The following is a 13031-nucleotide window of genomic DNA, read 5'->3' as shown; positions in this document are numbered from 1 at the left end:
TAAGGAGTAGATGTTAATGTGTTATTAGATGGTTATGGAAACATCTTAAAATTAATTGCTTAGAAAGGGTGATAAGATATGAAATTATTAGAGGTAAATGCTATCAGTAAAACCTATGGTACAGGTGAAGCAAGGGTTAATGCATTAAAAAATGTTAACTTTTCAATTCCCAAAGGTGAATTTGTTGCCATTGTAGGGGAATCAGGTTCCGGAAAAAGTACATTGCTTAATATGATTGGGGCGCTGGATACACCTACTTCCGGCAAGGTATTGATTGACGGCAATGATATTTTCGGTATGAAAGATGAAAAGCTCACTATTTTCCGTCGCAGAAATATTGGTTTTGTTTTTCAGGCGTTTAACTTGATACCAGAACTTAATGTCGAGCAAAACATTACATTTCCTGTTTTACTTGACTACAAAAAGCCTGATCAGACTTATGTGGAAGAAATTCTTACTGTGCTGTCCTTAAAAAACAGGAGAAATCACCTGCCTCGCCAGTTGTCCGGTGGGCAGCAGCAGCGTGTAGCAATTGGACGTGCCTTGATTAACCGTCCTATGCTAATTCTTGCAGATGAACCCACTGGAAATCTAGATAGTCATAACAGTAATGAAGTTATCTCACTTTTGAAAACAGCATCTAAACGCTATCAGCAGACAATCATTATGATTACCCATAATCGAAGCATTGCTTCTGCGGCTGATCGTGTGCTGCAAGTATCAGATGGTGTTCTCACAGATTTAGGGGGATATGTGGAATGAATAGTTATCTTGGTCTTGTTTCAGAATATGCAAAAGTACACAAAAAGAAAAATCGGTTGACCGTGATATGTATTACTATATCTGTTATGTTGGTAACTGCGATTTTTGGAATGGCAGATATGAGTATAAGAGCTCAAATCAATGAGTATATTCGTCAACATGGGAATTTCCATGCTATTATTACAGATATATCGGACAGCGCCGCTGAACAAATCAACGGTCGTAAGGATGTAAAAGTATCAAGCTGGATGGGGATGGTTGAAGATACAAATTATCAAGGGAAAAAATTAATTGTTCAAAGCAGTACTCAGGAATTTGCCGAACAGATGAATCTTGTAGTGACCGAGGGCAGTTATCCCGTTGCAGAACATGAAGCATTGCTCGATATGCAGGGACTTGAACAATTTGGAATTTCCATCGGAGATACGATTGAAATAGCTTTTAGTGATAAGCAACTACGGAAATATACGATTACCGGGACCTATGGTGATTTTTCCAGTTTAAAGGGGATTGATGCACACGGTCTGATGTTATCGGTAGAGGGTATGCGTGCATTTCCAATCGACTTATTTCAAGAATATTACTATATTCAATTCAAAAGCGGCGTGAATATAAACCAGGCGCTTTCGGAGATCAAATCGGAATATAGTTTGATCGAGGACCAAGTTACTCCAAACAATATGCTCCTTGGGCTGATGGGACAAAGCAGTGATACTAGGATGTTGGATGTTTATCTCACAGCAGGAATTTTGTTTATTCTTGTAACTATGGCCGGTACTTTTATGATTGCCAGTAGCTTTAACATGAGTATTTTAGAACGGACGCAATTCTTCGGACTTCTGCGTTGCCTTGGCGCTACTAAAAAGCAAATCAAACGGTATATCCGGCTGGAGGGATTACAGTATTGTCTAAAAGGAATCCCGGTTGGTCTAGTGGGTGGATGCGGAATATTATGGATGGCGATTTTTTCTTTAAATATGTTGAACTCACAGTACCTTCCTGCAATGCCAATGTTTCATATTAGCTGGCCTGGTATTATAGCTGGTGCAGTCATTGGGGTTCTAGTGGTTATGATTGCTTCAAACTCGCCTGCTAAAAATGCGGCGAAGGTATCTCCTCAGGCTGCTGTAACGGGAAATATACAGCAAACAAATAATCTAGAAATAGGAAAAGCATCTAACACAAGATGGTTTCATGTGGATACGGCAATGGGATTTCGCCATGCTTTTTCAAACAAAAAGAGTATGACATTGATAGCTGGTTCTTTTGCCCTAAGCATCATTTTATTTTTGAGTTTCACAGTACTGATTACTTTTATGGGTCATGCTTTGAAACCGCTGAAACCTTACTCACCTGATATATCTATTAGGGGTGTACAGGACTCCATATTACTTGATCACTCCATTATGAAAAAGATAAAATCCCTTCCGAATATTAAGAATATCTATGGGCGTATGGTTTACCGTGATATTCCAGCAACTGATAAACATGGTAATGGTATAGCTACATTGATATCATATGATGATCCGCAATTTGAGTGGGCCAAAGAAATGTTGATTTCGGGAAGCGTTGACAATGTACAAAATGGCGAGGGTGTATTGGTTAGCTATGGCTATTCAGAACAATTTAATTGGAAGATTGGCGATACCATTACGCTTTCTATTGCCGGGGAACTGAAAGATATACAAGTTACTGGCATCATTTCTGATGTACCATTTGATGCAGCAGATGGCAAAAGGATCATCATTTGTTCAGAAAATACCTTTACTGCTTTGACTGGAATATCGGGCTATACAATAATTGATATGCAAGTTAATCAGGATATTTCTAAAGAGGTGAGAAATCTTATTACGCCTGAGATGAAGTTACTGGATTTGCAGCAGCATAACAGTGAAGTACGCACAGGTTATTTTGCTATGGCGGTATTTGTCTATGGTTTTTTGATAGTTATTGCGCTGGTTGCTCTGATCAATATTATCAATACGGTAAATGCAAGCGTTTCAAGTAGAATGAGTAATTATGGAATGATGCGTGCAGTAGGAATGTCAGGCAAACAGCTAAAAAAAATGGTCACAGCCGAGTCCGCTGCCTACGCAATAACCGGCAGTCTAACGGGTGCTGTTTTAGGGCTTTTCCTGCACCGTTTCTTCTTCGAAATGTTGATTACATCTAATTGGGGAGAACTTTGGCAGCCACCATTTATGGTCTTGATTGTTACGATTTCAGCCGCAATTCTAACTTCATTTATAGCAGTAGTTTCACCAACAAGGAAAATTAAAAAAATGAGTATAGTCAATGTTGTAAACGCACGATAACAATAATGCCTAACGGCGGCTCTGAAATAACCTTCAAAGCCGCTGGACATTTTTGGCGATTTACCTTTTGAACTGTGAAAGTCCGAATAGTATACTTAATAACAATATTGATGGAGAGTTTTGATATAATTACGATTCTTATTCGTCAACATTAATGGGAATTAGTTTTTAAGTCTTTACAATCTAGTCCTTTTTTTCATCATAAATTTATGGGGTTCCTTAACAAAATCATATTGCTCATATAATCCATGTGCATCTTGAGTAGCTAAAATACCCAGCAGTCCTTCCAATTCTTTAGTTGCCATGATATTTTCCATCAGTTTTTTCCCTAAACCATTGTTTCGATGATTTATATCAATGATTATGTCACAAATCCAATAAACTGTAGAATAGTCTGTAACAACTCTACCAAATCCAATTAGCTCTTCATTTTTATATACTCCATAACAGATGGAGTTTTCAATTGATTTAAATATGGTTTCCTCAGTTCTTTCATTAGCCCAATAAGATTGTCTGAGCAATGAATTCATTGCTTCAATATTTAATTTTGATTTATCAGTAGAGATATAATACTCAAGGTTGTTCATTTTATTACCTCCAATATATTGAATTATTGTAAGTTAAGTATATAATGAAAAATATAGTAGTTCAATTATCTGAAATTCATTCTGTACTATTACAAAATTCAGTGTAGAGGTGAAAATGATGAAAAAAAGTAAAGTTGAGATAGTGAAGGATTTTATATTTAGAGAAATTAAGGATGGGAGAATAAAAAATGGTCAGCGACTTCCCAGTTGCAGAGAAGTATCTTTATACCTTTCTATCAATAAAATAACTGTCAATAAGGCATACAACCAATTGGAAAGGGAACATAAAGTATATAGTATTCCCCGTGGAGGTTTTTACTTGATTGATTCTGAAGAAAACTTAAGAGTAGTACAGGAAGAGGTGGATTTTAGGACAGTTAAGCCAGATGAAAAACTTATTCCATATAGAGAATTTACTCATGTAATGAATAAGGCAGTTGATATGTATAAAAATACATTGTTTGGATATGAATCTAGTGGTGGACTATCTTCTTTGAGGGATACATTGAAGTATGAATTCGAGAAGGACGGAGTGTATACTACTGCTGAAAGGATAATAGTTACCCATGGGGCACAGCAGGCTATAGGATTAGTGTTCCACTATCTATTTAGGAAAAGCAAAGGTAAATTACTTGTTGAATCTCCTACATACAATCTTGCTTTAAAGTTGGCAGACCACTTAGGGATTGATATTATAGGAATTGAAAGGAGAGTTGATGGTTTTGACTATAAAGAAATGGAAATGATATTTAAGTCAAGTGAAATTACTGCCTTTTATATCATGCCAAGACATCATAATCCCACTGGCTATACTCTTTTTGAAAAAGACAAGCAGAAAATTGCTGAACTCTCTTGTAAATATAATGTGTTTATTATAGAAGATGACTATTTAGCAGATCTAGGCTCAAGAAAAGGTTCTATGCCAATACATTATTATGATATAAGTAAACGTACTATTTATATACGAAGCTTTTCAAAGACTTTCATGCCTGGAATAAGGATGGGGGCAGCAGTACTTCCAGAGTCTATAATTGAAGAAGTGATTAATATTAAGCATATTAGTGACTTGAATACATCAAAAATCCCACAAGCAGCATTAGATATTTTTATAAAATCACGAATGTATGAAAAACATATTAAAAAAGTTAAAAAATCTTATGAAACTAAGCTTAAAAAGGTATCTGAAATTGTTAAATCATTAAGCCCACAAGGCCTCAGTTGGTATGTTCCAGAACATGGAATATTTATATGGCTTCATCTGCCTGAGAATATAGAGGCTGTAGAATTTGAAAAGAAACTTAAAGATCATGGGATTCTTGTAAAAGCAGCATCAGAATTCTTCCCCGAAGAATTGTCTAAAGAGAAAAATCAGAAGAATTGTAACTACATAAGGCTTTGTATATCTGGTGTTCCAGAAGAAAATATAGATGCTTTGGCTACTATAATTTCAGTTATAGCAGCTGAAGGGAAATGATGGTATTTTTACCAGTGCTTAATGATATAAATGTAGGTACCATTACTATAGAAATTATAGTTTGTACAATAAGAATTCCAAGAAAGATTTTCCATAATTTATAATTTGGATATTTATCTTCTAGCAATTTTGTTATAATTATTGAGATTGCCCCAGTTGAAGCAGATGTTAAAGTAAACATTTATAGGTGAATACTCCATAGATTAATGAAAATAAGAGATAAACTAAATATAATAAATATGTGTACAGGTAAATCAAGGGATGAAGTTTAATTAAGCCTCATCCCTGAATATAGTATATATTCTTAAATATTACTTCTTTACTATTTTATACTTTGAGGGACCTTGTCCATAGTTCTTTCTTCAACGTATATATCTATACTATTATTAAAAGTATCTTTGTACTCTTTCAATTTTTCTTGTGCTTCTTTATCTGAATTATATTGACCTAGTTCATATAAATATGTTTCATTGCTATCTTTTAAAATTCTAAGATCTTCTATTTCAAATAACATTTCTTCAAGAAGAGCAAATTCTTCTCCTTTTTCATAAGAACCAGTTCTTATTGAATATATTTTTTGTTCTGAAACTTTCTCTGTATTTTTTGAAATTTGTATTTTTATATAAGCGGGATTCTTATATTCCTCTATTTTGAAATCAATTGGTTGATTAAATACTATGTTAAATCTTTGTGCAGAGTCATCTAAAGTCATTAATTCATAAATATCTTGGATATATTCACTCTTTTTTAACTCTTCAAAGTACTTACTAGCTGAAAGACCTCTTGCACCAGATATAGAAAATGTCATTGTAAAAGGTGCTTCCTTATAATCCACATTAAAAGATGGTGCTATTTCTTGGTTTTCTTTATTAAAGCCATCAAAGTTTATTGTGATAATATCAGAATCTTTTTTTTGGTCTAGAGATATAAAATTTACATCAATCCCATCAGTTATTTTACCTCCTTGAGAACTTCCATTATTAAATTGAAGTATATTAACTAGTGTCCCTAAAACAGGAACACCTTCAAGGCTATTTGCAAAGGATGGGGAAATGTTTATGCTAAGAGTAAATATTCCAACTGCCGCAGCTACTGATATAAAGCTATTAATTATTTTTTTCTTACTTTTATTATTTTTTTTCATATAATTTTCTCCCTTTATTATTGAATTGTTAATTGTATCGTTTAAGGCATCAGGTATCTTTATATCTGAATAAATTTTTTTCAAATCATCCGTATTATTATTCAAAATCTTCGCCCTCCTTAAGTTCTATTTTCAAAAGTTCTATTGCCTTATAAAGCCGAGTTTTTACTGTACTTAAAGGAAGTTCTAGAATTTCAGCTATTTCTTTCAACTTTAAGTTTTGAGAGTATCTTAGTATTATGACAATTTTATAATTAGAGTCTAACTTCTCTAAGGCTTCTTTTAAGTCAATGGTTTCCACAATATCATTTTTTTCATTATTTAAATTTTCTATAGCCTTATTATCTAGATATAAAATTCTTTTAGATTTGTTTATAAAATTGATAGCACAATTGATGACTATACGAACAAGCCATGTATTAAAATATTCTGGATGTTTTAACTTGCCTATTGATATATAAGCTTTATAGACTGCTTCTCCTATAATATCAAGTGCATCTTGTTCATTGTGTACATAGCTATATGCAATTCTATATAAATCTTCTTTTTTGCTATTTATAAGAAGGCCAAAACTCTCACCATCTCCTTTTATTGCTTTAAGAACTAATTTTTCCAGTATAACCACCTCCTTGAGAATAAAATATGAGCTCATTTTTATTATCTATCTATTAGACAATTATATAGATGAAAAAGTTTTATTAAATTATATATTTAGTATATTATTTTTATATATGTGATTGTTGAATTATATCTTAAAGAGTAATTATACTTATTTAGATAATTTTTTAAATCTAATATCTGATGATAGTAGGACTATAATTGTTGAAAATAGCAATCAGTCTATAAATAAAGTTAGGGATAAAATTATATTTTGTACCTTGATTATGTTATTATTATAAGATATACTCAATATAGTTAATGTTTGTGGGGGGACTAGAAATAGTTGAGAAGGTAAAACCTGACCCTTTGAACCTGTTGGTTAATACCAACGTAGGGAAGCAAATCACTTACGTTATTGTATTTGATTAGGGTGCTTCTCTGTGTAGAGAAGTACCCTATTATTATTTAAGATAGGGTTATTAAGTATAAAAATGAATATAGTCAATGTTTGCGGGGGGACTAGAAATAGTTGAGAAGGTAAAACCTGACCCTTTGAACCTGTTGGTTAATACCAACGTAGGGAAGCAAATCACTTACATTATTGTATTTGATTAGGGTGCTTCTCCATATAGAGAAGTACCCTAATTTATTTTATATAAAGAATAAAGGGAGGAGTTTCAATGAAAAAGGTACTTAGTATTGCTGGATCAGACTGTAGTGGAGGTGCTGGTATACAAGCAGATTTAAAAACATTTTCAGCACATGGAGTATTTGGAATGAGTGTCATTGTTTCAGTAGTAGCAGAGAACACAAGTCGTGTTATCGATATACAAGATGTTACTCCAGATATGATTGAAAAACAGATTGATGCAGTATTCGAGGATATTGAAGTTGATGCTGTGAAAATTGGTATGCTGTCTACACAACTTTGTATGGAGGCAGTAGCAAGAAAACTTGAGCAATATAAGCCGTGTAATGTTGTAATTGATCCTGTAATGTATGCGAAAAATGGTTGCCCACTTATGGACCCCGATTCCATAGATACATTAATCAAGGTTGTACTACCTTATGCTGATTTACTTACACCTAATATCCCAGAGGCTGAGAAGATATCAAATATTCAGATAAGAAGCACAGAAGATATGAAAATAGCAGCAAAGCTTATTTATGATATGGGGTGTAAAAATGTTCTTGTTAAAGGTGGCCATGCTATTGGAGATGCACTGGATATTTTATATGATGGTAAAGAGTTTTATTATTTTGAAACCCAGCGTATAAATACAAAAAATACTCATGGGACAGGTTGTACTTTCTCTTCGGCTATTGCATCCAATCTTGCACATGGTATGTCTATGCCTGTTGCTGTAGAACAGGCTAAAAAATATATTACAACAGCAATTGAGCATTCCTTAAACATTGGTAAGGGTAATGGACCAACACATCATTTTTATGACCTATATAAAAATGGTTTGAACATCAAGGAAAGTAAAGGAGATTTATAATGAAAAATGAAAATCAACAGGTATCTACCTTTAGTCAAATATTATTATGGTTTGGTGCAGCGGTATCTATTGCTGAAATTATGACAGGAGCTTTACTTGCTCCATTGGGACTAGTCCAAGGTATTTGGGCTATTATTATTGGTCATGTAATTGGAGGTGCTATACTTTTTCCAGCGGGACTGATTGGTGCAAAAACTGGTCTTTCTGCCGCTGAATCTGTTCGTATTTCTTTTGGTAAATATGGTTCATTTGGATTCTCTTGGGTTAACATATTACAGCTTCTTGGTTGGACTGCAATTATGATTATTAACGGGGCAAAGGCATTTGATGGAATTACAAATCATCTTTGGGGCTATCAAAATGAAAAGCTATGGTGTATAGTTATTGGATTGCTTATTTGTATTTGGGTAGTAATTAGTATTAAAAATCTGTCAAAATTAAATACTGTGGTGATGACGGTCTTGTTTATATTTACAATTATTCTCGGTTTCACGGTTTTCAAAAATACTAGTGGAGTAAATGTAGTGGAAGAAGCTATGAGCTTTGGTACTGCGGTTGAACTTAATGTAGCTATGTCCCTTTCTTGGCTTCCTCTTATTTCTGATTATACAAGAAAGTTGGAGAAGAAAATCACAGGTACTTTGTGGAGTGTAATAAGTTATTTTGTTGGTAGTACAGTGATGTTTGTAATTGGACTCGGTGCAGCAATTTACACTGGTACATCGGATATTACATCCATATTAATGTCTGCAGGACTTGGCTTGATTGCTCTTGTAATTGTTCTATTTTCTACAGTTACCACTACATTTCTCGATGTTTATTCTGCAGGAGTAAGTACAGCTAATTTAAGTAAAAAGGTAAATGAAAAGTTTGCTGCTGTTATTGCATGTGTCGTAGGCTCATTACTTGCTATGTTTGTGCCTATTAGCCAATATGAGAATTTTTTATATCTTATAGGTTCTGTATTTGCACCCTTATTTGCCATCCTGTTTGTGGATTATTTTCTGTTGCATAAAAAAGATATAGACCCTAGTCACTCTCATAGCATAAGAAACATAATTTTATGGGTGATTGGATTTATCGTTTATCGTTTACTTATGCCTTATAACTCTATTATAGGAATCACGTTACCTGTAATGGTAGCAATGGGCTTTATATGCTTTATTATAAATAAAAGAAAGGCTGGGAGTATTAATGAATTATCTAACTAATGCTTGTGCGGATTTACTCCATGAAATCAGGATAAAAAGTCCACTTATTCATAATATCACTAATTATGTTACAGTAAATGATTGTGCAAATGCGATCTTGGCAATGGGGGCATCTCCTATTATGGCAGATGATGTTGCAGAAGTAGAAGAAATTGTTTCAATATCTTCTGCTCTTGTAATTAATATAGGAACTTTAAATCAACGAACTGTTGCTTCTATGATTAGGGCAGGAATAAAAGCCAATGAACTTCATATTCCCGTAGTTTTAGATCCTGTTGGAGCAGGTGCATCCTCACTGCGAAACAAAACAACATATAAAATTCTCTCAGAAGTAAAAATAGATGTAATTCGTGGAAACTTGTCAGAGATTTCTTTTGTAGCTGGACTAAGTGTTTCTACAAAAGGAGTTGATACTTCAAAAGCAGATGAAAAAAATGATGCAGAAGCTATTGCGAAATCGGTGGCGAATAAATATTCTTGTGTTGTGGGGATTACAGGAGAGGTAGATATTGTTTCAGATGGAATTCGGGTTACTAGAATAGCCAATGGGCATAAAATGCTTTCCAAGGTTACTGGTACAGGCTGTATGACATCTGCACTTGTAGGTAGTTTCTGTGGTATAACAAAGGATTATTATACAGCAACGGTTATAGGAATTACTTTAATGGGAATCGCTGGTGATATTTCCTTTGTAAAAACTAGAGAAATGGGAACAGGTAGTTTTCATATTGGCATTATTGATGCTTTATCAAATATGAACAGCACATATTTTCTAGAAAGGGCGAAGATAGATGAAGCCAAATATTGATTATACACTCTACCTTATAACAGATAGGGAACTTATGAGTACAGAAAAATTGGAAACTGCTGTAGAGCAAGCTATTTTAGGTGGGTGTACTGTAATACAACTGAGAGAGAAAAATTGCTCATCTTTGGAGTTTTTTGAAATAGCAATGAAGATAAAGGAAATTACAGATAGATATCAGATTCCATTAATCATTAATGACCGAATTGATATTGCATTGGCGGTGGATGCCGACGGTGTACATATTGGTCAGAGTGACATACCTGCAACCATTGCAAGAAAATTAATTGGTGACAATAAAATTCTTGGTGTATCTGCATCTACCTTTGAAGAAGCAATAAAGGCGCAGTCAGAGGATGCGGACTATCTTGGTGTCGGAGCAATGTTTACAACTGGTACGAAAACAGATGCAAAGCTTACATCCATAGATGAACTCGCACGAATACGAGAACATATTGAACTGCCTATTGTGGTGATTGGGGGAATTAATAAAACTACAATACCAAAATTTGAAGGCATAGAGATCCATGGACTTGCAGTGGTATCAGCTATTATTTCGCAACCAGATATAAAAGAGGCGGCTAAGGAGTTAAAAAGTATATTTAAGAAAGGAAAAAATTAATGACTGCTTTTAGAGATGTATATTTGATTTAGATAGTATAGTGTAAGAGTCAACAGATAATTTTAAAATTATTTGTTGACTCTTACACTATGGTATACTTTATACTGTAATTGAGCTCAAAAAACACATATATGTGAGGTAAGATAAATGTTAAAAATAGGTGATTTTTCAAAACTATCAATGATCAGTATAAGAATGCTACGTCATTATGATGAGATTGGTTTACTTGTTCCCGAGAGTATAGATGATTTTACAGGTTATAGATATTACAGTGAAGCACAATTGCCTCTTGCAGGCCGTATTAATGCACTAAAAGACATGGGATTTAGCCTGACATCTATTTCTAAAATACTGAAAAGTTATGAAAATCCACAGGCTCTAAAGGAATATTTATTGTTAAAACAGACAGAAATTCGAGAACAAGCGGAGGAAATCAATCGACGTTTACTGCTTATTGACACTACTATTCAGAGACTTGGAAAGGATGATAAGACAATGAATTATAATGTAACGTTAAAAGAACTTCCAGAAAGATATGTGGCAAGTGTACGTAAGATAATTCCTAGCTATGATCAGGAAGGAATGCTTTGGAATATTCTCATGGAAGAAACAGCATCTCTTCATATGCAAAATGGTGATCCATGCTATACTTTAGCTATCTTTCATGATGGAGAGTATAAGGAAAGCGGAGTAGATGTAGAAGTTCAGAAATCGGTGCGTGGAAATTATGAGGACACTGAAAATGTTAAATTTAAGACCGTTGCTCCTATTCAAATTGCATCAGCTACTTACAAGGGAAGTTATGACCAAGTTATAGGGGTGAATGAAGCTGTAGCTAACTGGATTCGAGATAATGGATATGAATTTAATGGTTTGTCCTTCTGTATTTACCATGTCAGTCCCTATGAAACACAGAATCCTGAAGAGTGGGTAACGGAAGTATGCTACCCTGTGAAAAAGAAATAAAATGAAATGATAAAAATCGTCCGTATGCTATAACATACGGACGATTTTTTTATTGCCAAGAAATGTCATATAAATAAAAGTAATGTACAAAATGGGTAGTGGCATATCGTCAGCATAGGTTGGAAAGATTATCAGTTAAAAATCAAACTTATAGTGGCGATTTCAAATTATCTGTTATAGAATAGATGCATAGTATAAGTTCTTCAGCACGTCAGGCAGCAGCGCATTTTAATATAAAATCCCATGTATCGGTGTGCAAGACTATCAAAATAATAAGGAGAATAAAATGGAGATTAAGACAAGACTAATTAAAGAAGATGACTATATAACAGCGGAATGGTCAGGAGGGAAGACTACTCAATTATTTATCTATCCAGAAGGTTCAAATTATAAGGAGTTTAATTTTAAATTCAGATTAAGCTCTGCTACAGTAGAATTAGAAAAATCAGAGTTTACTAAATTAGAAGGGGTAAATAGATTTATCACACCACTTGATAATGAGCTTAAATTAACACATAATCATAAAGAATATATCAATCTAAAGCCCTTTGAAGTATACGAATTTGATGGGGGAATAGATACTACTAGTTATGGTATGGCAAGAGATTTTAATTTGATGCTTAGGAATGGAGCTGAAGGACAACTTGAGAGTATTTATATAGATAAGGAACATTTAGTGGTAGAAGAAATTTCTTCTGATTTTAAGGAAGCTTTTTATTTTATATATGCTTGGGATAATGAGATATATGTTGATATCAAGGGAGATACAAATCCTATTAGCCCATTTCAGACTCTTCTAGTTAGATCTAATAACAATACTCTAAATCTAAAACTAAGATCTGAAAATCCAGCTAATATTTTAATAGCAAAGGTATATATATAATTAAGCATAGAAGAGCATTTGGTGTATTTTAGATATTATGTCTTTGTTTATTGATATACAAGAATAACAATAAAAGCAATCAAATAATTAAAAAACGAACATAACTGTTCGCGTAATTATTTGATTGCTTTTTATATTTGTACATAAGATTATATAAGAT

General features: G+C 33.6%; 12 protein-coding genes and 2 riboswitches. Of the genes, 9 read left to right on the top strand and 3 right to left on the bottom strand.

Features of this window, described 5'->3' with window-relative positions; genetic code table 11:
* Positions 1–78 precede the first annotated feature (78 nt).
* Together RBU61_RS10640 and RBU61_RS10635 are read left to right on the top strand one after the other, a co-directional pair.
* The gene (locus RBU61_RS10640) at positions 79–762 is read left to right on the top strand and encodes an ABC transporter ATP-binding protein (RefSeq protein ID WP_308875375.1); all 684 of its coding nucleotides are present in this window, start codon (positions 79–81) and stop codon (positions 760–762) included.
* Positions 759–3077: an FtsX-like permease family protein gene (locus tag RBU61_RS10635; RefSeq protein ID WP_308875374.1), complete on the top strand. Its 2319-nt coding sequence runs from the start codon at positions 759–761 to the stop codon at positions 3075–3077. Before RBU61_RS10640 ends, RBU61_RS10635 begins: the two co-directional genes overlap by 4 nt.
* A gap of 176 nt (positions 3078–3253) precedes the next feature.
* Here the strand turns inward: RBU61_RS10635 and RBU61_RS10630 are convergent, their stop codons facing one another.
* A complete protein-coding gene (locus RBU61_RS10630) occupies positions 3254–3664 on the bottom strand; it encodes a GNAT family N-acetyltransferase (RefSeq protein ID WP_308875373.1) in 411 nt (136 codons plus the stop codon).
* A gap of 118 nt (positions 3665–3782) precedes the next feature.
* Here RBU61_RS10630 and RBU61_RS10625 point away from each other — a divergent pair, with 118 nt between their 5' ends.
* On the top strand, positions 3783–5138 hold the full coding sequence (locus tag RBU61_RS10625; RefSeq protein ID WP_308875372.1) for a PLP-dependent aminotransferase family protein: 1356 nt from the start codon (positions 3783–3785) through the stop codon (positions 5136–5138).
* Positions 5139–5460: 322 nt separating this feature from the next.
* Here the strand turns inward: RBU61_RS10625 and RBU61_RS10620 are convergent, their stop codons facing one another.
* The gene (locus RBU61_RS10620) at positions 5461–6387 is read right to left on the bottom strand and encodes a hypothetical protein (protein WP_308875370.1); all 927 of its coding nucleotides are present in this window, start codon (positions 6385–6387) and stop codon (positions 5461–5463) included.
* Positions 6380–6934, bottom strand: a complete 555-nt coding sequence (locus RBU61_RS10615; protein ID WP_308875368.1) for a sigma-70 family RNA polymerase sigma factor — start codon at positions 6932–6934, stop codon at positions 6380–6382. Before RBU61_RS10615 ends, RBU61_RS10620 begins: the two co-directional genes overlap by 8 nt.
* Before the next feature lie 264 nt (positions 6935–7198).
* Positions 7199–7297, top strand: a riboswitch (TPP riboswitch).
* Between the two features lie 87 nt (positions 7298–7384).
* Positions 7385–7483: riboswitch (TPP riboswitch) on the top strand.
* A gap of 79 nt (positions 7484–7562) precedes the next feature.
* Here RBU61_RS10615 and thiD point away from each other — a divergent pair.
* The 6 genes from thiD to RBU61_RS10585 all read left to right on the top strand — a co-directional run bounded on the left by thiD (position 7563) and on the right by RBU61_RS10585 (position 12871).
* On the top strand, positions 7563–8384 hold the full coding sequence (gene thiD / locus RBU61_RS10610) for a bifunctional hydroxymethylpyrimidine kinase/phosphomethylpyrimidine kinase (protein ID WP_308875367.1): 822 nt from the start codon (positions 7563–7565) through the stop codon (positions 8382–8384).
* Entirely contained in the window at positions 8384–9595 is a 1212-nt protein-coding gene (gene cytX / locus RBU61_RS10605) for a putative hydroxymethylpyrimidine transporter CytX (protein WP_308875365.1), read from the top strand. Before thiD ends, cytX begins: the two co-directional genes overlap by 1 nt.
* Positions 9579–10403: a hydroxyethylthiazole kinase gene (gene thiM / locus RBU61_RS10600; RefSeq protein WP_308875363.1), complete on the top strand. Its 825-nt coding sequence runs from the start codon at positions 9579–9581 to the stop codon at positions 10401–10403. The genes cytX and thiM overlap by 17 nt, the downstream gene beginning before the upstream one ends.
* Positions 10387–11022, top strand: coding sequence for a thiamine phosphate synthase (thiE, locus tag RBU61_RS10595; protein ID WP_308875362.1), 636 nt, complete (start codon positions 10387–10389; stop codon positions 11020–11022). The genes thiM and thiE overlap by 17 nt, the downstream gene beginning before the upstream one ends.
* A gap of 147 nt (positions 11023–11169) precedes the next feature.
* Entirely contained in the window at positions 11170–11988 is an 819-nt protein-coding gene (locus RBU61_RS10590; protein ID WP_308875361.1) for a MerR family transcriptional regulator, read from the top strand.
* Positions 11989–12274: 286 nt separating this feature from the next.
* Positions 12275–12871: a HutD family protein gene (locus tag RBU61_RS10585; protein WP_308875360.1), complete on the top strand. Its 597-nt coding sequence runs from the start codon at positions 12275–12277 to the stop codon at positions 12869–12871.
* The last annotated feature ends 160 nt before the right edge of the window (positions 12872–13031 follow it).

This window comes from Tissierella sp. MB52-C2 (assembly GCF_030931715.1).
In the GTDB taxonomy this organism is placed as follows: domain Bacteria; phylum Bacillota; class Clostridia; order Tissierellales; family Tissierellaceae; genus Tissierella.
Note: the sequence above shows the minus strand (reverse complement) of the source record. Positions and strands in the feature narration are given on the sequence as shown.

Bases quoted from the DNA above. Each gene is read 5' to 3' on its own strand.
- RBU61_RS10630 (WP_308875373.1), bottom strand. From the start codon at position 3,664: ATGAACAACCTTGAGTATTATATCTCTACTGATAAATCAAAATTAAAT.
- thiD (WP_308875367.1), top strand. From the start codon at position 7,563: ATGAAAAAGGTACTTAGTATTGCTGGATCAGACTGTAGTGGAGGTGCT.
- RBU61_RS10590 (WP_308875361.1), top strand. From the start codon at position 11,170: ATGTTAAAAATAGGTGATTTTTCAAAACTATCAATGATCAGTATAAGA.
- thiM (WP_308875363.1), top strand. From the start codon at position 9,579: ATGAATTATCTAACTAATGCTTGTGCGGATTTACTCCATGAAATCAGG.
- RBU61_RS10625 (WP_308875372.1), top strand. From the start codon at position 3,783: ATGAAAAAAAGTAAAGTTGAGATAGTGAAGGATTTTATATTTAGAGAA.
- RBU61_RS10585 (WP_308875360.1), top strand. From the start codon at position 12,275: ATGGAGATTAAGACAAGACTAATTAAAGAAGATGACTATATAACAGCG.
- cytX (WP_308875365.1), top strand. From the start codon at position 8,384: ATGAAAAATGAAAATCAACAGGTATCTACCTTTAGTCAAATATTATTA.
- RBU61_RS10615 (WP_308875368.1), bottom strand. From the start codon at position 6,934: ATGAGCTCATATTTTATTCTCAAGGAGGTGGTTATACTGGAAAAATTA.
- RBU61_RS10635 (WP_308875374.1), top strand. From the start codon at position 759: ATGAATAGTTATCTTGGTCTTGTTTCAGAATATGCAAAAGTACACAAA.
- RBU61_RS10640 (WP_308875375.1), top strand. From the start codon at position 79: ATGAAATTATTAGAGGTAAATGCTATCAGTAAAACCTATGGTACAGGT.
- thiE (WP_308875362.1), top strand. From the start codon at position 10,387: ATGAAGCCAAATATTGATTATACACTCTACCTTATAACAGATAGGGAA.